21 protein-coding genes are annotated in these 20,692 nt (G+C 60.7%); 12 read left to right on the top strand and 9 right to left on the bottom strand.

The features are described from left to right. The first annotated feature begins 60 nt into the window (after positions 1-60). The 3 genes from CKW32_RS07625 to CKW32_RS07615 all read left to right on the top strand — a co-directional run bounded on the left by CKW32_RS07625 (position 61) and on the right by CKW32_RS07615 (position 3,177). The gene (locus CKW32_RS07625; RefSeq protein ID WP_074847089.1) at positions 61-1,158 is read left to right on the top strand and encodes a carboxynorspermidine decarboxylase; all 1,098 of its coding nucleotides are present in this window, start codon (positions 61-63) and stop codon (positions 1,156-1,158) included. Between the two features lie 28 nt (positions 1,159-1,186). Further along, positions 1,187-2,431: a saccharopine dehydrogenase family protein gene (locus CKW32_RS07620; RefSeq protein WP_032889518.1), complete on the top strand. Its 1,245-nt coding sequence runs from the start codon at positions 1,187-1,189 to the stop codon at positions 2,429-2,431. Positions 2,432-2,937: 506 nt separating this feature from the next. After that, positions 2,938-3,177, top strand: coding sequence for a DUF6124 family protein (locus CKW32_RS07615; protein ID WP_095184479.1), 240 nt, complete (start codon positions 2,938-2,940; stop codon positions 3,175-3,177). Between the two features lie 73 nt (positions 3,178-3,250). On the opposite strand, the gene CKW32_RS28020 is transcribed toward CKW32_RS07615, so the two are convergent. The 3 genes from CKW32_RS28020 to CKW32_RS07605 all read right to left on the bottom strand — a co-directional run bounded on the left by CKW32_RS28020 (position 3,251) and on the right by CKW32_RS07605 (position 5,088). Beyond that, positions 3,251-3,625: a hypothetical protein gene (locus CKW32_RS28020; protein ID WP_143499329.1), complete on the bottom strand. Its 375-nt coding sequence runs from the start codon at positions 3,623-3,625 to the stop codon at positions 3,251-3,253. A gap of 154 nt (positions 3,626-3,779) precedes the next feature. Then, positions 3,780-4,688: a glutaminase B gene (glsB, locus tag CKW32_RS07610; RefSeq protein WP_032889526.1), complete on the bottom strand. Its 909-nt coding sequence runs from the start codon at positions 4,686-4,688 to the stop codon at positions 3,780-3,782. A gap of 55 nt (positions 4,689-4,743) precedes the next feature. Then, entirely contained in the window at positions 4,744-5,088 is a 345-nt protein-coding gene (locus CKW32_RS07605; protein ID WP_032889529.1) for a hypothetical protein, read from the bottom strand. A gap of 90 nt (positions 5,089-5,178) precedes the next feature. On the opposite strand from CKW32_RS07605, the gene CKW32_RS07600 reads away from it, so the two are divergent. After that, positions 5,179-5,514 (top strand): hypothetical protein, encoded by a 336-nt coding sequence (locus CKW32_RS07600; protein WP_032889532.1) that lies wholly within the window; start codon positions 5,179-5,181, stop codon positions 5,512-5,514. 208 nt (positions 5,515-5,722) lie between these two features. Further along, the gene (locus tag CKW32_RS07595; RefSeq protein ID WP_095184478.1) at positions 5,723-6,667 is read left to right on the top strand and encodes an aliphatic sulfonate ABC transporter substrate-binding protein; all 945 of its coding nucleotides are present in this window, start codon (positions 5,723-5,725) and stop codon (positions 6,665-6,667) included. Between the two features lie 352 nt (positions 6,668-7,019). On the opposite strand, the gene CKW32_RS07590 is transcribed toward CKW32_RS07595, so the two are convergent. Genes CKW32_RS07590 through CKW32_RS07580 form a run of 3 tightly spaced genes read right to left on the bottom strand, consistent with a single transcriptional unit; the run spans position 7,020 to position 10,259 of the window. Continuing rightward, complete coding sequence (locus CKW32_RS07590) at positions 7,020-8,495, bottom strand: FGGY family carbohydrate kinase (RefSeq protein WP_095184477.1); 1,476 nt, start codon at positions 8,493-8,495, stop codon at positions 7,020-7,022. Between the two features lie 5 nt (positions 8,496-8,500). Next, positions 8,501-9,433, bottom strand: coding sequence for a transketolase family protein (locus tag CKW32_RS07585; RefSeq protein WP_095184476.1), 933 nt, complete (start codon positions 9,431-9,433; stop codon positions 8,501-8,503). Next, on the bottom strand, positions 9,423-10,259 hold the full coding sequence (locus tag CKW32_RS07580) for a transketolase (protein ID WP_095184475.1): 837 nt from the start codon (positions 10,257-10,259) through the stop codon (positions 9,423-9,425). Before CKW32_RS07580 ends, CKW32_RS07585 begins: the two co-directional genes overlap by 11 nt. Positions 10,260-10,621: 362 nt before the next feature. Here CKW32_RS07580 and CKW32_RS07575 point away from each other — a divergent pair, with 362 nt between their 5' ends. The 7 genes from CKW32_RS07575 (at position 10,622) to tal (ending at position 17,831) form a co-directional block, all read left to right on the top strand. Next, positions 10,622-11,629: an ABC transporter permease gene (locus CKW32_RS07575; protein WP_095184474.1), complete on the top strand. Its 1,008-nt coding sequence runs from the start codon at positions 10,622-10,624 to the stop codon at positions 11,627-11,629. A gap of 50 nt (positions 11,630-11,679) precedes the next feature. Continuing rightward, entirely contained in the window at positions 11,680-12,612 is a 933-nt protein-coding gene (locus tag CKW32_RS07570) for a sugar ABC transporter substrate-binding protein (protein WP_032889545.1), read from the top strand. 15 nt (positions 12,613-12,627) lie between these two features. Next, positions 12,628-14,136 (top strand): sugar ABC transporter ATP-binding protein, encoded by a 1,509-nt coding sequence (locus tag CKW32_RS07565; RefSeq protein ID WP_032889548.1) that lies wholly within the window; start codon positions 12,628-12,630, stop codon positions 14,134-14,136. Positions 14,137-14,292: 156 nt separating this feature from the next. Continuing rightward, positions 14,293-15,072 (top strand): SDR family oxidoreductase, encoded by a 780-nt coding sequence (locus CKW32_RS07560; RefSeq protein ID WP_256226794.1) that lies wholly within the window; start codon positions 14,293-14,295, stop codon positions 15,070-15,072. An 11-nt stretch (positions 15,073-15,083) separates the two neighbouring features. Continuing rightward, positions 15,084-15,884, top strand: a complete 801-nt coding sequence (locus CKW32_RS07555; RefSeq protein WP_095184473.1) for an SDR family oxidoreductase — start codon at positions 15,084-15,086, stop codon at positions 15,882-15,884. A gap of 45 nt (positions 15,885-15,929) precedes the next feature. Next, a complete protein-coding gene (locus tag CKW32_RS07550; RefSeq protein ID WP_032889554.1) occupies positions 15,930-16,883 on the top strand; it encodes a sugar-binding transcriptional regulator in 954 nt (317 codons plus the stop codon). Positions 16,884-16,907: 24 nt separating this feature from the next. Then, entirely contained in the window at positions 16,908-17,831 is a 924-nt protein-coding gene (gene tal, locus CKW32_RS07545; protein ID WP_095184472.1) for a transaldolase, read from the top strand. Between the two features lie 39 nt (positions 17,832-17,870). On the opposite strand, the gene CKW32_RS07540 is transcribed toward tal, so the two are convergent. From CKW32_RS07540 to CKW32_RS07530, 3 genes are all read right to left on the bottom strand, one after another. Further along, on the bottom strand, positions 17,871-19,055 hold the full coding sequence (locus tag CKW32_RS07540) for a sugar transporter (RefSeq protein WP_032889558.1): 1,185 nt from the start codon (positions 19,053-19,055) through the stop codon (positions 17,871-17,873). A gap of 123 nt (positions 19,056-19,178) precedes the next feature. After that, positions 19,179-19,541, bottom strand: coding sequence for a type 1 fimbrial protein (locus tag CKW32_RS07535; protein ID WP_095184471.1), 363 nt, complete (start codon positions 19,539-19,541; stop codon positions 19,179-19,181). A gap of 77 nt (positions 19,542-19,618) precedes the next feature. Next, positions 19,619-20,617, bottom strand: coding sequence for a bile acid:sodium symporter family protein (locus CKW32_RS07530; RefSeq protein WP_095184470.1), 999 nt, complete (start codon positions 20,615-20,617; stop codon positions 19,619-19,621). Between the last annotated feature and the right edge of the window lie 75 nt (positions 20,618-20,692).

Here is a 20,692-nt window from a genome sequence, read left to right as displayed (position 1 = left end):
ATCCAAGTGCGGGCACAATGCGTGTCCTTTTTTGGCAGGCACCGCCGCAGGCTCTCAAAAATGATCAAAACGCCGTACTACCTCATCGATAAACAGAAGCTTCTGGTCAACATGCAGAAGATTGCTTACGTGCGCGAGCAGTCCGGCGCCAAGGCCCTGCTGGCGCTCAAGTGCTTTGCCACGTGGTCGGTGTTCGACCTGATGCAGGAATACATGGACGGCACCACCTCGTCGTCGCTGTATGAGTTGAAGCTCGGTCGCCAGAAGTTCGAAGGCGAGGCGCACGCCTACAGCGTGGCCTGGGCCGACGATGAAATCGAAGAGATGCTCGATAACTGCGACAAGATCATCTTCAACTCCATCAGCCAACTGCAGCGTTTTGCCGAACGCAGTGAAGGCAAGACCCGCGGCCTGCGCGTCAACCCGCAGGTGAGCAGCTCCGACTACCTGCTGGCTGACCCGGCGCGTCCATTCAGCCGCCTGGGCGAATGGGACCCGGTGAAGATCGAAGGCGTGATCGAGCAGATCTCCGGTTTCATGTTCCACAACAACTGCGAGAACGGCGATTTCAACCTGTTCGACCAGATGCTGAACACCATCGAAGAACGCTTCGGCGCGCTGCTGCACAAGGTCAACTGGGTCAGCCTCGGCGGCGGCATCCACTTCACCGGTGAAGGCTATGCCATCGACGCCTTCTGCCAGCGCCTCAAGGCGTTCTCGCAGAAGTACGACGTGCAGGTCTACCTGGAACCCGGCGAAGCGGCGATCACCAACAGCGCCTCCCTGGAAGTCACCGTGCTCGACACGCTCTACAACGGCAAAAACCTCGCCGTCGTGGACAGCTCCATCGAAGCCCACCTGCTGGACCTGCTGATCTACCGCCTCAACGCCAAGCTGGCGCCGAGCGACGGTGAACACACCTACATGGTGTGCGGCAAATCCTGCCTGGCCGGGGACATCTTCGGCGAGTATCAATTTGATCGTCCGCTGGCCATCGGCGATCGGCTGTCGTTCATCGACACCGCGGGCTACACCATGGTCAAGAAAAATTGGTTCAACGGCCTGAAAATGCCGTCCATCGTAGTGAAACAACTCGACGGTACAGTCGAAGTGGTTCGTGAATTTGGTTACGACGACTACCTGTCCAGCCTTTCGTAAGCTGGCGGATATAGGAGAAATAAAGCAATTGAAAAAGAACGTTCTTATCATTGGTGCAGGAGGTGTCGCCAAGGTGGTGGCCCACAAGTGCGCGCAGCACAACGACGAACTCGGTCGTATTGCTATCGCGTCGCGCAACATCTCCAAATGCCAGGCCATCATCGACAGCGTCAAGGCCAAGGGTAGCCTCAAGGTTCCCGCCGACATCCAGGCCTTCGCGCTGAACGCCCTGGACGTGGAAGCGACCAAGGCCCTGATCCGCGAGACTGAATCGCAGATCGTCATCAACGTGGGTTCCGCGTTCCTCAACATGTCGGTACTGCGTGCCTGCATCGACACGGGCGTTGCGTACCTCGACACCGCCATCCACGAAGAGCCGGGCAAGGTCTGCGAGACCCCGCCGTGGTACGGCAACTACGAATGGAACCACCTGGAAGAGTGCAAACAGAAGAACATCACCGCCATACTTGGCGTGGGCTTCGACCCGGGTGTCGTCAACGCGTATGCCGCGCTGGCGCAGCAACAGCATTTCGACCGCATTGATTCGATCGACATCCTCGACGTCAATGCCGGCTCCCATGGCAAATACTTCGCCACCAATTTCGATCCGGAAATCAACTTCCGCGAATTCACCGGGCAGGTGTGGAGCTGGCAGAACAGCCAGTGGACCAGCAACACCATGTTCGAAGTCAAACGTACCGACGACCTCCCGGTCGTGGGTTCGCAGAACCTCTACCTCACCGGCCACGATGAAGTGCACTCGCTGTCGAAAAACCTCGACGTGCCCAACGTGCGTTTCTGGATGAGCTTCGGCGAACACTACATCAACGTGTTCACCGTGCTGAAAAACCTCGGCCTGCTCTCCGAGAAGCCGGTCACCACCGCCGAAGGCCTGGAAGTGGTGCCGTTGAAAGTGGTCAAGGCCGTGCTGCCCGACCCGTCTTCGCTGGCTCCGGGCTACACCGGCAAGACCTGCATCGGCGACCTGGTCAAAGGCACCAAGGACGGCCAGCCGCGCGAGATGTTCATCTACAACGTAGCGGATCACGAAGAAGCCTACGTTGAAACCGACAGCCAGGGCATCTCCTACACCGCAGGCGTTCCACCGGTAGCCGCAGCGCTGCTGGTAGCCCGTGGCGAGTGGGATGTGAAACACATGGCCAACGTCGAGGAACTGCCGGCTGAGCCGTTCCTGAAGGCGCTGGACGTGATGGGCTTGCCGACTCGGATCAAGGACGAGCACGGTGATCGAGCCTGGGATGCGATTGCCTGATAGGCGATAGCTGACCGAACAAAAAAATGCGCCCTACGGGGCGCATTTTTTGTTTGGGCTCACATAAATCCCAAACCTAATGAAGATCCAAATGTGGGAGGGGGCTTGCTCCCGATGGCGGTGTGACAGTCAATACACTTGTCACTGACACATCGCTATCGGGAGCAAGCCCCCTCCCACAGGGATAGCACTTCGCCCCGAACTCTCAGAGTTTTCCCACGACTGTTTCAGGTTGTCGCTCGGAACGCGGCTGACTAATCTCTCCGCCGTCGCTGCCAATTCAGCGACCGGATTTGACCGTCCGGCCTTGTTAACGAACTGCTACGCCCTGCACCTATCCCAGGCGTTTTTTTTGTGCCTGAGGTATCGTGTCGCGGCAGTTGTGCGCGGGATACCTTCGGGTATGCCGGGTTCGTTGACAACCGGTCGGTCAACCCGCGTACAGCTGCCACCCTCTTCGTTTGACCGCGAACGCTGGCGGCTCCACTTGTCGACGGAGCTTCACCATGATTAAAGACAGCCCCAACCCCCCAGATAAACTCTTCACCGTACGCCCCAACCTGGGCACCGAAACCCTGCTGGTCAACGCGTCCCAGGATCTATCCTCCATCACCGACATCGCCACTCACCTGGCCTTTGAAATCGACGGCGCGCAACGCAATGTGGCCCTGGGCATCTGCCGCATGCTTGAAGGCGTACAACTGCTGGTGGACAAGGTGCTAGACATCACCGACCCAGCAGTTTGAGATAAAGATCGTTCCCCTGCGCAGCAAAGTGCTGCGCAGGGGAACGACCATCATTGCTCATATGTTTTGAAAGCTATTTGATTAACCATCTTTCTGTTGAGCCAAAAAAGATTGGACATGCAGGTTCCGCATCCGCTGAAACCTGATCATCGAGTGAAAGCAACGCATATTTTTGGCCAGCTGCTTGTATGAACATTAGCGTCCCGCACTCATCAACTTTGAACGTATAAATAGCGCGCACGCTAGAACCTCTAGCACCGTCAACTTTCTCTAACTCCACACTAACACTTTTGGCCTCGCCTTCTTTTCCAATACCTGAAAGTGTATATGAGTTACCTTTTTTCTTCGTAATCGAACCTATCTTTTCTGAGATTTTTATATTGTTCGCCGCAAAACTGTTCGTACAGGCGAAGGCTAAAACAATCACACCTAAAAACTTTACGTTCAAAATACATTCTTCCTTGATAAGAGCCCGGTATAGCCGGAGACACACTATCCTATCGCTGACATATAGCGATTTGATCAACCTTATAAAAAGCTATCAAAAGGCCATCAATCTGTCTAGTTGAATGGTGCGCTGCAAGGATCTGCAGAGCCAGCCATCAAAACACCGACCACCCAATCCGCTCACTCAACAACTCCAACGCCTTGATCCCCGCCAGTGAGTTCCCCGCCGCGTTCAACTCCGGCGACCACACGCACACGGTAAATTGCCCCGGCACCACCGCGACAATGCCGCCGCCGACCCCGCTCTTGCCCGGCAAGCCCACGCGATAAGCAAAATTCCCCGCCTCGTCATACAGCCCGCTGGTGGCCATGATCGAGTTGACTTGCTTGGTCTGGCGCGCGGTGAGGATCTGTTCGCCGCTGTGGGCACTCGTGCCCTCGTTGGCGAGGAAGCTGAACGCCTTGGCCAAGTCCAGGCAGCTCATCTGCAAGGCGCAGTAGTTGAAGTAGCTATGCAGCACCGCATCCACGTCGTTGTGGAAGTTGCCGAAGGATTTCATCAGGTAGGCCATGGCCGCATTGCGTGCGCCGTGCTGGGCTTCGGAGTCGGCGACGACGCTGTTGACCAGGATCTGCGGGTTGCCCGACAGGCGCCGCACGAAGTCGCGCATCGACAGGATCGGCACCGCAAAGCGTGATTGGTTGATGTCGCAGATCACCAGCGCACCGGCATTGATGAAGGGGTTACGCGGGCGACCGCGTTCGAACTCCAGTTGCACCAACGAGTTGAACGGTTGCCCCGACGGCTCGTGGCCCAAGCGTTCCCAGATGGATTCGCCGCCATGGTCGATGGCCTGCACCAGGCTGAACACCTTGGAAATGCTCTGCACCGAGAACAGCGTATCGGCATCTCCGGCGCGGTAGGCCGAACCGTCGTTGCCATACACGGCGATGCCCAGTTGGTTGGCCGGTACATCGGCCAGCGCGGGAATGTAGTCGGCGACTTTGCCGAGGCCGATCAGTGGGCGCACTTCGTCGAGGATCGACTCCAGCAGCGCCTGCATGTCTTGTCCTGTCATCTGTCTTTGAATCAGTGGAAAGCGGGGTGCGGAGGATACTTCAATGGGCGCGGAAGCCCCACACAATCTCCACAACCCGCTCGGCCACCACCAGATAAACCAGGATCAACAACAGCTGCAATGCCAAGTGATAACGCAGCTTGGCCAGCCGGCGAATGCCGTCGCTGACGTTCAACAGCATCAACACCGTGGACAGGATGATCAGCCCCCAGCCCGCCACGTTTGACGCGAACATGCCAATAAAGAGTTCACGTTGCCCGAGCAGCGTATTGGTGCCCGCCGCGAACAGCAGCGCGCACACCAGCAGGTTTTTAACATTGTCGAAGATCTGAGTGCTCAGGTCATTTTCCAGCAGGGCCACATACCGCTTCCATAACGTGTGCATGAGTCATTACCGGGTGGGGATCGCTCGTCAATCAAAGTAGTCCATATGCCCGTACACTGCACCGCTGCGCTCACTTCACGAGGACTTTGCATGAAATTAATGATTGGCCTGGCCGCTTTACTGCTGGTATCGGCATGCACCACGACCCCGCCCGCTCAGGACGCTGCAGCGTCCACCTGCCTGGCGGGCGGCGGCACCATGAAGCAAGTCGGCAAGCTGCAAAGCTGGAAGTGCATCACGCCATATAAGGACGCAGGCAAGGCGTGCACCGACTCCAGTCAGTGTGAAGGCGAGTGCCAGACCAGTGTCACCACCCAGTCCGGCAACGGCCCGGTGACCGGCGCGTGCCAGGTAGATAACGGCCACTTCGGCTGCTCGGCGACGGTAGAGAAAGGCAAGCTGGGCCGGGCGATCTGCGTGGACTGAGCCACACCACCGACCCCATTCGGGGCGCGGGGGCAGCGAAACGGAGGTGTATTGCTTGATGATCGAAGCCGCGCACCCGCCCATGCCTCAGCTGTTCCAGCGGCCAGGAAGCGGCTGAAAGCATCCTAAGCTCAGATCGAAAGAGTATTTATCGAATGGTTTTTAGATCATTAAGCTCAGGGCTATTTCGTTGAAGATCGAGCCCACCATGTCCCTTCGTCGTCCCCTCGCCGCTGTATTAGGATTGCTGGCCTTTTCCGTTGCCTTTGGTGCGCAAGCCCAGGAAACCGTGCGCATCGGCTACCAGAAATCCTCCACGCTGATTACCCTGCTCAAGACCCAAGGCACCCTTGAGAAAGCCCTCAAGGCTGACAACATCGCCGTGAGCTGGCACGAATTCCCCAGCGGCCTGCCGCTGCTGGAGGCGCTGAACGTCGGCAACGTCGACATCAGCGCCGACGTGGCTGACACCGTGCCGATCTTCGCCCAGGCGGCCCAGGCCAAACTCACCTACTTCGCCCAGGAAGCGCCCTCGCCTTCGGCCCAGGCCATCGTGGTGCGTAAGGACTCGCCGATCCAACAGTTGGCGGACTTGAAGGGCAAGAAAATCGCGGTGACCAAGGCTGCCGGCACTCACTATTTGTTGATCGCCGCCCTGAATAAAGCTGGCCTGGCGTTCTCGGATATCGAACCGGCTTACCTGTCGCCAGCCGATGGCCGCGCGGCGTTCGAAAACAACAAAGTCGACGCCTGGGTCACCTGGGAACCCTTCCTCACCAGCGTGCAGCGCCAACTGCCGACCCGCACCCTGGCCGATGGCGCAGGACTCGCCAGTTACAAGCGCTATTACCTGACCGGCACGCCCTACGCCAAGGCGCACCCAGAAGTGTTGAAGGTGGTGTATGGGGAATTGGAAAAAACCGGCAAGTGGGTGAAAGCCCATCCGCAAGAAGCGGCGAAAGTGCTCGGCCCGCTGTGGGGCAACCTGGACGTGGCCACGGTGGAAGCGGCGAACGCGCACCGCAGTTATCAGGTGCAGCCGGTGACGGTGGATCAGTTGGGTGAGCAGCAGAAGATCGCCGATGCGTTCTTCAAGGCGGGGTTGTTGCCGAAGGCGGTGGATGCCAAAGATGTGCAGACCTGGCGGCCTTGAAGGCTGGTGTGATCTAAATGTGGGAGGGGCGGTGCGACGATTCGACTTGCCCCCGATAACCATGGGTATCTAAACAACTTTTCAGACGCTGACAAATATCCCTGTGGCGAGCGGGCTTGTCCCGCGTTGGGCTGCAAAGCAGCCCCAGTCAAGAAGAATGCGGTGTATCAGACACTCTGTTGAGGCTGGTTTTGGGGCTGCTACGCAGCCCAACGCGGGACAAGCCCGCTCGCCACAACAGCCCTATCTGCCGGACGTTCAGTGTTGAGTCAACGTTATGTAGATCCCTATGCTCATCGGCGGCAAGTCGAATCGTCGCACCGCCCCTCCCACAGTGGGTTTGCATATGCCGTTAGAGGAGTGTTCGGGCTAAAGCCTTTTTCCACTCTGCATAACGCCCTGCCATTGCGGGGTCATCCTGCGGCTCAAACCGCTCGCGCTGGCGCTCCAACTGCCCCAGCGCCGTATCACTCGCCCACACGCCCAACGCCCGTCCCGCCAGGTGCGCTGCGCCCAGCGCCGACACCTCCGGCGACAGGCTGCGCACCACCGGGCGTTGCAGCAGGTTGGCAAGGAACTGCATCAGCCAGCGATTGCGCGTGGCGCCGCCGTCCACCCACAGTTCCTTCAAAGGACTGCCGATGTCTTGTTGCATCGCCTCAAACACATCGCGAATCTGATAGCCGATGGATTCCAGCGAGGCGCGCAGGATGTGCGCGCCGGACGTGGCTTCGGTCAACCCGCAGATCAGCCCACGGGCGTCGGCCTTCCAGTGCGGTGCGCCGAGGCCCGACAGCGCCGGGACAAAATATACGCCGCCGTTATCCGGCAGTTGCGCAGCCTGTTCGGTCAAGGCATCCAGGGATTCGCCAGCCACCAGGCGCGACGCCCACTGCACGGCAGCGCCGGTATGGACGATATTGCCCTCCATGCCGAAGGTGGGTTGGCTGCCGTCATGCCAGGCCAATGTGGTGGACAAGCCATGGGTGGACGCAATCGGGCCACTCATGGGCGTCATCAAGGACGATCCGGTGCCGAGGGTGGCCTTGACCAAACCCGGCGCAAAACCGCCCTGCCCGTACAGCGCGGCATGGGAGTCGCCAATCATCGACATCACCGGGATACCGGCGGGCAAGCCGCCCACGGCGACGGTTTCGGCGAAGAACCCGGCGCTCGGCTGGATCGGCGCCAAGGCCGCAGCAGGAATGCCGAACAGTGCCAAAAGCTCAGGATCCCAGGCGCAGGAGTGCAGGTTGAACAACTGGGTGCGTGCGGCGTTGGAATAGTCGGTGGCGAACACCTGGCCGCCGCTGAGTTGCCACAACAGCCAGCTGTCGACCGTGCCCAGGCAAATATCACCCGCAGCAGCGCGGGCGTGACCATTGTCCAGGTTGTCGAGAATCCAGCGAAATTTGCCCGCCGAGAACATTGGGTCCAACGCCAGCCCGGTCTTTTCCAGGATCAGCGCTTCATGACCCTGCGCATGCAGTTGCGTGCACAACGCCGTAGAGCGTCGGCACTGCCAACTGATGCACGGCGACAATGGCTCACCGGTATGCCTATCCCAAGCCACCACCGATTCACGCTGGTTGCTGATCGCGAGCGCAGTGATCGGTCGATCTACCTGGGCCAGGCACTCTTCAATCGCAGCCAACGTGTTTTGCCAGATCAGCAGCGGGTCCTGCTCGGAAAACCCGGCCTGGGGATGGCTGATGCTCAAGGGCCGCGAACCGCGCGCGATCACCTGGCCCAGTTCGTTGACCAGCACCGCCTTGGCGTTGCTGGTGCCTTCATCTATCGCAAGGATCAGCGGGGTCTTGTTATTCATTGATTTCACCGCAACCGAGTGGCAGCCGCCACGATCCCAGCCGCGTCAATGTTATGCAAGGCGCGGGTCGGTTCGCGGGCGCCTGCGGCGGCGTATTCGCCATCGCCGATACCCAGGCGGATCAGGGCAATGCCCAGCCCGGCTTCAGCCAGCACTTCAGCGACCAGGCTGCCGACGCCGCCATTAACGTTGTGTTCTTCCACGCTGATGACGGCGCGGGTGCCGCTCAAGGCGCTGAGCAATACATCACGCTGCAAGGGCCGGATCGAGGACAGGTTGATCACCTGCGCCTGGATGCCCTGCTCCGCCAGCAAGGCCGCCGCATCCACCGCTTCATGCACCACCGAGCCCAGGGCCACGATGCTAACGTCCGCGCCCTGGCGCAGGATATCTACCTGGCCGGGCACAAACTGATAGTCGGCGCCGTGGACGTCCGGCAAGGCTTTACCATCGAGACGGATATACACCGGGCCGTGGTAACGCAGCGCGTAATCGACGATCTGCCGACACTCGACGGCATCCGCTGGAGCAAAAATCTGCACATTGCCGAAGCCGCGCATCACAGAAATATCGTCAAGGCTGTGGTGGGTGCTGGCCAACGGGCCATAGCTGGTACCGGCGTTCAGGCCGAACATTTTCACATTGGCCTGGTTGTAGCAGACGTCCACCTTGATCTGCTCATTGGCGCGAGAGATTAGAAACGGCGCCGCATTGCAGGTGGCTGCAATCTTGCCGCCCAGCGCCAGCCCCGCCGCGACGCTGACCAAGGACTGCTCGGCAATCCCGACATTGATCAACCGCTCTGGAAAGCGCTGCACAAACGGACCGATCTTGGCCGTCGACGTGGAATCGCTGACCACTGGCACAACGTCCAACCCGGCGTCGACTGCATCAATAAAGGCCTGCACCATGACACTCGCCAAATGTTCACTCGCCATGGTTCAACTCCTCCAGTGCTGCATTGATTTCATCGCCCTTGGGCACACGGTGGTGCCATTCAGGGCGGGCTTCGATAAACGACACGCCCTTGCCTTTGATGGTGTGGGCGATCAGCACCTGGGGCGCGCCGGTTTGGGTCTGCATGATTTCCAGGGTTTCGATCAACTGGCCCACGTCGTTGCCATCGCATTCGCTGACGGTGAAGCCGAAGGCAGCCCATTTCACGTCCAGTGGGTCGAGCGGCATGATCTCGGCGGTCAGGCCGGCCAGTTGCAGTTTGTTTTTGTCGACGATCACAAACAGGTTATCCAACCCGTACTTGGCTGCCGCCATGGCGGCTTCCCAGTTGGAGCCTTCGGCCAGTTCGCCGTCGCCGGTCAGCACGTAGATGCGTTTTTTGCTGCCGGACATCTTTGCCGCCAATGCCAGCCCCACTGCCACTGGCAAGCCGTGGCCAAGGGCGCCGGTGTTGAGTTCGATGCCGGGGGTTTTCTGGCGTACCGGATGGCCGGGCAAATGGGAATTGAAGTGCTGGTAAGTGGGCAACCATTCGGTGGGGATATAGCCCGCCTGTGCCAGGCAGCAATACAAACCACCCACGCCATGGCCCTTGCTCTGGATATAGATATCGCGATCAGGGTCTTCAGTGCGTTCCGGGCCGGTATTGAGGATGCGGAAGTACAGAGTGGCGAGGATGTCGGTTTCCGACAGGTCCGCTCCGGTGTGACCGCCCGCCGGTGAATCGGCGTTGAGGTGGATCACATGGCGGCGGATCAGGCGGGCCTGTTCCTTGATCTGGTGGGCGTCGTACTGGAAGGCATTCATGCAGCGGCTCCTGTGGGGCTGACCACGTGAGGTGAAAGTGTCCAAAGCTGTGTTTGAATATTTATTCAGCAGTGACAATATATTTCTATTTAGACGCTGATCGTCCGCGCGGTCAAGTGAGCGATCCACGGAAAAACGAAATAAATAGAAGAAACATCCCTCGGACAAACGGGCAAAATCCCACACGGGCTGGTCTATCCCGTGGCTTTGGCCGTGGTGAAAGCGCCGGTTTAGAGGCATACCTGAAAAATTAAGCGCTTGACTTTGCCACGGTGTCACTGGAATCTGAATTAACAGTCAGGCACGCATAAATATTCAAGCGACCTGAAAGCACTCCAAAAAAAATAAATCAGGAGAACACTGTGGACACCAAAGCTATTGTCCAGCACCCGGCCGAACTCAAGCCGCCACCCCGCCCACGTATTGTGAAACTGCTGCCCAGCAACATCGGCGGCCCGTTGATCGGGCTGGTGTTGCTGGTGCTGGTCTTCTCCTTCAGTTCCGAATTCTTCTTCTCGTTGCGCAATGGCCTGAACATCCTCGATCAGGTCACGGTGCTGGGCATCCTGGCGATCGGCATGACGGCGGTGATCGTCATCGGCGGCATCGACCTGTCGGTAGGCTCGGTGCTGGCCTTCGCGATGATGATGCTCGGCTGGCTCTACCAGGATCAGGCAGTGCCGCTGGGCTTCGCGATTCCGATCTCGATTGCCACCGGGATGCTCGCCGGGCTGGTGTCCGGCGCGTTGATCACCTACGCCAAGCTGCCGCCCTTTATTGCCACGCTGACCATGATGTCGGTGGCCCGTGGCTTGGCGAATATCCTCACCGAAGGCCGGCAGATCGTCGGCTACCCGGAGTGGTTCACCAGCCTGGCCACGGTGCGGCACTTCGGCTTTCTCTCGGCAACCGTCGGGCTGTTTCTGGTGATGCTGCTGGTGGCGTGGGTGTTCCTGCGCTTTCGTGCCGGCGGCCGCAACCTCTACGCCATGGGCGGCAGCCCTGAAGTGGCGCGCCTGTCCGGCATCAAGGTGCGTGCGATTACCTTGTGGGTGTACGCCATCAGCGGCGCGCTGGCCGGCATCGCCGCCGTGACCCTGGCGGCGCGCCTCGACTCTTCCCAACCCAGTGCCGGCCTCAGCCTGGAACTGGACGCTATTGCCGCCGTGGTGATTGGCGGGGCCAGCCTCAGCGGCGGCGTCGGCAGCATCGGCGGCACCCTGGTGGGCGTGCTGATCATTGGCGTGTTGCGCAATGGCCTCAACCTGCTGGGCGTTTCCCCGTTTATTCAACAAGTGGTGATCGGCGTGGTCATCGCCCTCGCCGTGACCATCGACACCCTGCGACGCCGTTCCAGTACTGCCCGTTAAACCTGTTCGACAGTTGACACCCTCCAACAATAAAACCAGGAGTCACCGACATGTTCAGCCCCAAGAAACTGCTTATCGCCACTGCTCTGGCGGCCGCGACCCTTACCGCTGCCGGCACCACCTGGGCCAAGGACCTGACCATCGGCCTGGCCGTGGCCAACCTGCAGGCCGACTTCTTCAACCAGATCAAGCAATCGGTGGAAGCCGAGGGCAAGGCCAAGGGGATCAAGGTGATCACCGTGGACGCCCAAGGCAACTCCTCGACCCAGGTCAGCCAGATTGAAGACCTGATCACCCGCCAGATCGACGTGCTGATCTACATCCCCGCCGGTGCTACCGCCGCCGGTGTGCCCGTCAAAGCCGCCAAGGCCGCCGGTATCCCGGTGATCGCCGTGGACCGCAACGCCCCCGACGCACCAGGCGACACCTTTATCGCCAGCGACAGCGTGGCCGGCGCCAAGACCCTGGCCGAGTACGTGGGCAAGATCACCGACGGCAAAGGCCGCATTGCGATCCTGCAAGGCCAACTCGGCACCACGCCGGAGAATGATCGCGCCAAGGGTTTCGAGGAGGGACTGAAAGCCTTCCCGGACCTCAAGGTCGTGGCCCAGCAACCCGCCGAATGGGCTCAGGACAAAGGCTTCGCCGTGGCCCAGGACCTGCTCCAGCGTGATCCGAATATCACCGTATTCTTTGGCCGCGCCGATGCGATGGCCCTGGGCGCTGCCCAAGCGGTGAAGGTCGGCAACCTGGATCACAAGGTCGTGGTCGTCGGTTTTGACGGCGACGTCGCCGGGCTCAAGGCCGTCGAAAGCGGCGTGCTCAATGCCACCATGACTCAGCAGACCCAGAAAATGGGGCGCCTGGCCGTGGCCTCGGCGATTGATCTCAAAGCCGGCAAGGCCGTGCCCAAGGAGCAACTGCTGCCCACCGTGCTGACCACCAAAGAAAACGTCGCGCCGTTCCTGCAACAGCACCCGTAAGCCTTGGAGGTCGTCATGCAAGCAGCAGCTCTGGATAGCAGCGCCGATGCGGTGCTGTGCCTGCGCAATATCAGCAAGGCCTACGGCCCGGTGCAGGTGTTGTCCCAGGTCAATGTGGATATTCGCCGCGGTGAAGTGCTGGCCCTGCTCGGTGAAAACGGTGCCGGTAAGTCGACCTTGTCGTCGATCATCGCAGGCCTCGTGCAACCCGAAGCTGGCGGCAGCATGACCTGGCTCGGCGCGCCGTATGCACCCGCCTCGCCGGGTGCGGCACTGGGCGCAGGTATCGGCCTGATCCACCAGGAAATCCGTCTGCTGCCGCAACTGTCGATCGCCGAGAACATCTTCGTCGGTCGCCTGCCCATGCGTTACGGGCGGGTCGATCGCGACTACATCGAGGCCCAGGCGCAGATCCAACTGGAACGCCTGGGGCTCAACGTGCCGGCGTCGCGCAAGGTCGAAGGCCTGAGTGTGGCGGCGCAGCAATTGGTGGAAATCGCCAAGGCGCTGACCTTGAAGGCCAGCTTGCTGATTCTCGATGAACCCACCGCTGCGCTGGGCGCTGAAGAAACCGAGTTGCTGTTCAAGCAGGTGGAACGGCTGAAAGCAGAAGGCGTGTCGTTTATCTACATCAGCCATCGCCTGGAAGAAATCGCGCGCATCGCCGACCGCGTGCTGGTGCTGCGCGACGGTCGTCAGATCGCCCTGCATGCCACCGCGCAAGTGCCGGTGCGCGAGCTGGTGGAGCAGATGGTCGGGCGCAGCCTGGAGCGGATTTTCCCCGCGCTGCAGGCGCCGCAGGAGCAGGTGATGTTGCAGGTCAAGGATTTGACCTGCCGCGAATTCGCCTTGCATGGCATCGACTTCAGCGTGCGCGCCGGCGAAGTGTTCGGCATTGCCGGCGTGGTAGGCGCCGGGCGTACGGAGCTGGTGCGCACCATTGCCGGTGCGGCCCAGGACATCAAGGGCCAGATGGTGCTGGACGGTGAAGTGCGCCAGCTGCGCAGCCCGTTTGAAGCGATTCAGGCCGGTGTAGTGCTGGTACCTGAAGACCGCAAACAGCAAGGCGTAGTCGTGGAACATCGCATCGAAGACAACCTGGTCTACGGCAACACCGACCTGCTGGACAAACGCGGTTGGGTGCTCCCTGCCCCGCTGCGTGAATTCGCCCGAACGGCGGTGGCGCGGCTCGGCGTGAAAGGTTCGCCGCAGTCGCGGATTTCCAGTTTGTCCGGCGGCAACCAGCAGAAGGTGATCATCGCCAAGTGGCTGGCGCGCAACCCCAAGGTGTTCATTCTGGATGAGCCAACACGCGGCATCGACGTGGGCGCGCGGGCGGCGATTTATGAAGTGATCGCGGACTTGGCGGCCAAGGGCATGGCGGTGATTGTGGTCAGTTCCGACCTGGATGAAGTGCTGGGCTTGTCCCATCGGGTGATGGTGATGAGCCGAGGCCGGCAGATGGGGATTCTGGAGCGTGGCGAGGCCACACCGGTGTCGGTGATGGAAATGGCCACCGCCTAGGAACCCGGTCCTCACAAACAATGGCGATCAAATGTGGGAGGGGGCTTGCCCCCGATGAGGGAGTGTCAGTAGATGCATCTGTCACTGAACCACTGCTATCGGGAGCAAGTCGAGTCGTCGCACCGCCCCTCCCACACGGGTCCACTGTGATTTCAAATAACGGAGTTATCCATGCAGCTTTTCAGTCTTCAGGGCCAAGTGGCCTTTGTCACCGGCGCCGGCAGCGGCATCGGCCAAGCCATCGCTGTCGGGCTGGCCGAAGCCGGCGCAGATGTTGCCTGCTTTGATCTTCCGGGCAGCCCCGGCATTGCCAGCACGGTCGAGCGCATCCAGGCTCTGGGCCGGCGAGCCCTGGCCCTTAGCGGCACCGTCACCGAGCGCGCCGCCCTGGATGCAGCCGTCGCGCAAACCGAACAAGAACTCGGCCCACTCAGCGTGGCGGTCAACTGCGCCGGCATCGCCAACGCCCAGGCCGCCGAAGACCTGGAACTGCAACGCTGGCAAACCACACTGGACATCAACCTCACCGGCATCTTCCTCAGCTGCCAGGCCCAGGCCGCCGTGATGTTGCCGCGTGGCAAAGGTGCCATCGTCAACATCGCCTCCATGTCCGGCAGCATCGTCAACCGTGGCCTGTTGCAGGCGCACTACAACACCTCCAAGGCTGGGGTGATTCATCTGAGCAAAAGCCTGGCGATGGAATGGGCCGACAAGGGCCTGCGCGTCAACTGCATCAGCCCCGGCTACACCGCCACGCCGATGAACTCGCGCCCGGAAGTCGCCGACCAGGTGAAGATCTTTGAACAGACCACGCCCATGGGCCGTATGGCCAGCGTGGAAGAAATGGTCGGCCCGGCGATTTTCCTGGTCAGCCAGGCGTCATCTTTCTGCACCGGTGTCGACCTGTTGGTCGATGGCGGCTTTGTGTGCTGGTAAGGAGTCTTGTGATGTCGCAACGTTTCAGCGGTAAAACCGTAGTGATCACCGGCGCCTGCCGTGGCATTGGTGCCGGCATAGCCGAGCGCTTCGCCCAGGAAGGCGCCAACCTGGTGCTGGCCTCCAATGACCTGGAGCGCGTGACCTTCACCGCCGACCAACTGGCCCAGGAATACGGCGTGAGCGCCCTCGCCCTCGGCATCGACGTCACCAACGAAAGCGATATCGAGAAGCTCTACCGCGAAGGCCACGCCCGCTTCGGCAGCATCGACGTGTCGGTGCAGAACGCCGGCATCATCACCATCGACCACTACGACAAAATGCCCCGCGCTGATTTCGACAAGGTGCTACAGGTCAACACCACCGGCGTGTGGCTGGGGTGCAGGGAAGCGGCCAAGTACATGGTCAAGCAAGGCAGTGGGCGGTTGATCAACACCTCGTCCGGGCAAGGCCGCCAAGGCTTTATCTACACACCGCACTACGCCGCCAGCAAAATGGGCGTGATCGGCATCACCCAAAGCCTGTCCCTGGAGCTGGCGCCGCATAACATCACCGTCAACGCATTCTGCCCCGGCATCATCGAAAGCGAGATGTGGGACTACAACGACCGCGTGTGGGGCGAGATCCTCAGCACCGACGAAAAACGTTACGGCAAGGGTGAATTGATGGCCGAATGGGTCAAGAACATCCCCCTGCGCCGGGCCGGCAAGCCCTCGGATGTGGCGGGTCTGGTGGCGTTCCTGGCCTCCGACGACGCGGCGTACCTGACCGGCCAGGCGATCAATATCGACGGCGGCCTGATCATGTCGTAAGGGTTTGGTATCCTCACGGCCATTGTGTCAATAACTGAGGCTTTCATGAGCCAGATCGAAGAACAGCGCCTGATCACCAAGATCGCGAGCCTCTATTACGAAGAAGGGCTCAAGCAGTCCGAAATCTCCACGCAGCTGGACTTGTCCCAGTCCTTTATCAGCCGCGCCCTGCGCCGGGCGCTGCAGGAAGGCGTAGTGAAGATCAGCGTGATGCGCCTGCAAGGCCTGCACCTGGAACTGGAAACCCAATTGCAACGTCGCTACGGCGTGCGCCGGGTGATCGTGGTGGAAGCCACCGAGCCCGGCAATGACGAAAGCATCAAGCAAGCCATCGGCTCGGCCGCTGCGCACTACCTGGAAACCAGCCTGTCGCCCCAGGACCATATCGGCATTTCATCGTGGAGCAGCACCATTCGCGCCATGGTCGGCCACCTGCATGCGCAGTCGGGCAAGCAAGGCGCCGAAGAAGTGGTGCAACTGCTCGGTGGCGTCGGCAATAAAGGCGCGTTCGAAGCCACCTTGCTGACCCAACGCCTGGCCACCCTGCTCAACTGCCCGGCGTATTTGCTGCCGTCCCAAAGCATTGAGCAATCGGTGCAGAGCAAGCAGCGCATCGTGCAGATGGAAGAGGTCAAGGAAGTGCTGCAACGCTTTGACAGCATCACCCTGGCGATCGTCGGCATCGGCGACCTGGAGCCCTCGCAATTGCTGCGCAACAGCGGCAACTACTACACCGAAGACATGCTGCGCCTGCTGGCCGAGCGCGGTGCGGTAGGCGATATCTGCCTGCGCTACTTCGATGCCCAGGGCAAGCCGGTGCTGGAAGAAGATGAAGAATTCGTGGTGTCGGTGGCACTGCCCAAGCTGCGCTCAATCCACCGCGTGCTCGGCCTGGCCGGCGGGCTCAACAAGGTCCAGGCGATACGCGGCGCGCTCAAGGGCGGCTACCTGGACATCCTGATCACCGACCTGGATACCGCACAGGCCCTCAACCAATAACCTATTTTTTGGAGACAGCCGCTCATGACGTCCAAGCTCGAACAACTCAAGCAATTCACCACCGTGGTCTGCGACACCGGCGACCTGGAAGCCATCAGCCGCCTGCGCCCTGTCGACGCCACCACTAACCCGTCACTGCTGCTCAAAGCCGCTGCGATCCCGGAATACGCCGAATTGCTGCGCAATGCGGTGTCGTCATCCAAAGGCGATGTAGGCCTGGCGTGTGACCGCTTCGCGGTGTCAGTGGGCTGCGGCATTCTCAAGGTGATTCCGGGGCGCATCTCCACCGAAGTCGACGCGCGCCTGTCCTTCGATGAAGACGCGCTGTGGGCCAAGGCCAACCAATTGATCGCCCTGTACGACCAGGCCGGCGTCGGCCGCGACCGCGTGCTGATCAAACTGGCCTCCACCTGGGAAGGCATCCGCACCGCCGAACGCCTGGAAAAATCCGGCATCCAGACCAACCTCACCCTGCTGTTCTCCTTCGCCCAGGCTCAGGCCTGCGCCGACGCTGGCGTGTTCCTGATCTCGCCGTTCGTGGGCCGCATCTACGACTGGTACCGCAAGAGCACAGGCCTGGACTACACCGGGGCTGAAGACCCAGGCGTGCAGTCGGTGACGCGCATCTACAACTACTACAAAGCCAACGCCATCCCGACCGTGGTGATGGGCGCCAGCTTCCGTACCCTCAGCCAGATCGAACAACTGGCCGGCTGTGATCGCCTGACCATCAGCCCGGACTTGCTGCAAAAACTGGCTGAAGACAACGGGGCGCTGGAACGCAAGCTGCAACCTGGGGCGGCCGGCGAAGCGCGCCAACCGTTGACCGAAGCGCAGTTCCGCTGGGCGTCGAATGAAGATGCAATGGCCACCGAAAAACTGGCCGAAGGCATTCGCCAGTTTGCGCGGGATCAGGAGAAGTTGGAGGCGCTGTTGGCTGGGCTGTAACGCCGTCAACCTGTAGGAGCGAGCTGGCTCGCTCCTGCATCAGCTTTGTGCCACACCCGTGCCGAACCTGCGAATCGCCAGGCAATACCCGATCAACGCCACCGCCGCCAGCATCCCCCCCGCCACGCCAATCCAGGCGAAACCGAAGTGACTGCCGACCCAACTGCCCATCAGGGCGCCGCCGCCAATGCCGATGTTGTAGATGCCGGAGAACATCGCCATGGCTACGTCAGTGGCGTCCGGCGCCAGTACCAGCACTTTGGATTGCATGGCCAGGCCGAAGCCCATGATCGCCATGCCCCAGAAAATGCTCAGGATCACCAGGTACGACTCGGCGCCGCTCAAGGGCAGCATCAGCGTGAGGCACGCGGCCAGGATAAACACCGCGCCGACCACAAACAGGTGCGGGTTGAAGCGGTGCACCAGGCTGAACAGCAACGAGCCGATGATGCCCGCGCCGCCGAAGACCAGCAGGATCAGGGTCACGGCGCTGCCATCCATGCCGGCCACGCCTTCGACGAAGGGTTCGATGTAGCTGTAGGCGGTGAACTGCGCGGTCACCGTGAGCGCAGTGAGCACGTAAAGCGCCACCAGCGCCGGGCGCTTGAACAGCAGCGGCAGGCTGCGCAGGGAGCCGGAGTTCTGGCTCGGCAACGGCGGCAACGTGCGTGCCAGCCAGAACACGAGAGCGGCGGCGAAAGCGCCGATCACCAGGAAGGTAGTGCGCCAGCCCATGGCCTCGCCGAGCAGACGCCCCAGAGGAATCCCCAACACCATCGCCAATGACGTACCGGTGGCCAGCAAACCGAGGGCTTGCACCTGTTTGCCCTCCGGCGCCAGGCGCACCGCGAGGGACGCGGTGATCGACCAGAACAACGCATGGGACAAGGCAATGCCGATCCGGCTTACCATCAACAAGCCAAAACTGTTGGCCACGCTGGAAAGGATATGGCTGAGGATAAACATGCCGAACAGCACGATCAGCAATTTGCGCCGCTCGACGTTACGGGTCAGCAGCATCACCGGCAGTGAGGTCAGGGACACGATCCAGGCGTAGATGGTGAGCATCAGGCCGACGCTGGACACGGGCATGTCGAAGCTGGCACCAATGGCGCTCAGCAGGCCGACCGGTACGAATTCGGTGGTATTGAACACAAACGCGGCCAGCGCAAGGGCGATGACCGGTTGCCAGTTGGCTTGGGGGGTTGCGGCTGAAATGCTCATTGAAAGGCGAGGTACTCTGGCGATGATCAAACGGCCACCCAGGACAAGCGCCGCCGCTTGGCATTCTATAGGTTTCTCGGCTGGCTGTTGACGCCGATACCCCTCAAGACTCCCTCAGTTTTGTCACGGTGTGGTCACAGTGACGACGTACTTGCCCGACACAATCGGCTGGCCGGCGCTGTCTACCAGCACATACCGCTGATCGTGATCACGCCCAAGGCCGCTGTCTGCAACAGGCGATAGCCGGGGAACGGCGACACCCGCCACCGGCATCAAACTGCGCACGTCGAAGCGATTGGCACGACCGGAAGCGACACAGCCCTTGCCTTCCGTCACCAGCCCACTGCGCGCATTTGTCGCACACCCTGGCTCGACGATGCTGCCACTGAACGCGATGGTGCCCTGCCCCACGGACTGCGCCGCGCCGCATGTACTTGCCCATAGGCCGAGGAGGCCTGCGATTACCGAAATACCTTTACTGCTCATGCCGACACTCCTTCTTGGGCCAGTAAGCAGTAAGTCGCCGGGCTGAGCAGTAACTTGAGGTTATTCGTCGGTTTGAATCAAGGATCTACCTGCGCCATCAACTCCGGAACGCTTTCAGGACGCTTGGCATACCGCTGCGCTAACGCCGCGCAGACCATCAACTGGATCTGGTGAAACAGCATCAACGGCAAAATCAACACCCCCATGCTCGCCCCGGCAAACAGCACTTGTGCCATGGGTACGCCGGTGGCCAGGCTCTTCTTCGAACCGCAGAACAAAATGGTGATCCGGTCTTCCTGATTGAAGCCAAACGCTTTGCCCAGCAAGCTCGACGCCACCAGCACCAAGGCCAGCAACACGCAGCAGGCCACCACCAGACCGCCCAGTTCCCACAGTGGGATCTGATGCCAGATGCCTTCGTTGACCGCTTCGCTGAATGCGCCGTAGACCACCAGCAGGATCGAGCCTTGGTCGACGAATTTGAGCCAGGCCTTATTGCGGCCCACCCACTCGCCGATCCAGCGCCGCGCGATTTGCCCGGCAATAAAAGGCAGCAGCAGTTGCACGCTGATTTTCAGGATGGCATCGACCGTGGAGCTGCCTTCGCCGTGCACGTTGAGCAACAACGTCACCAACAGCGGCGTAAGGAAGATACCGAACAGGCTCGACGCCGCCGCGCTGCAAATCGCCGCCGGGATATTGCCCCGCGCCAGCGAAGTGAACGCAATCGCCGATTGCACGGTGGCCGGCAAGGCGCAGAGGTAAAGCATGCCCATGTACAGGTCTTTGCCGATCAGCGGCGACAGCACCGGCTTGAGCGCCAGGCCCAACAAGGGGAACAGCACGAAGGTCAGGCTGAACACCAGCAAGTGCAGGCGCCAGTGGCCGGCCCCGGCAACGATGGCCTGGCGCGACAGCTTGGCGCCGTGCAGGAAGAACAGCAGCGCGATGGCCAGGTTGGTAACCCAACCGAAGGCTACGGCGGTCTGGCCGCTGGCGGGCAGCAAGGAAGCGAGGATCACCGTGGCGATCAGGGTCAGGGTGAAGTTGTCGGGCAGAAAACGAGGGCGTGTCATAGGCGGATCTTCCAGGGGTTGCCAAGAGCGTCACCGCGACTCTAACGTAACGGCTTGTTACCGACTAACGCCAAT

The organism is Pseudomonas sp. Irchel 3H9 (assembly GCF_900187495.1).
Taxonomy (GTDB): Bacteria; Pseudomonadota; Gammaproteobacteria; order Pseudomonadales; family Pseudomonadaceae; genus Aquipseudomonas; species Aquipseudomonas sivasensis.
The sequence above is the reverse complement of the archived record's forward strand: the minus strand, read 5'-3'. Positions and strand labels throughout refer to the sequence as shown.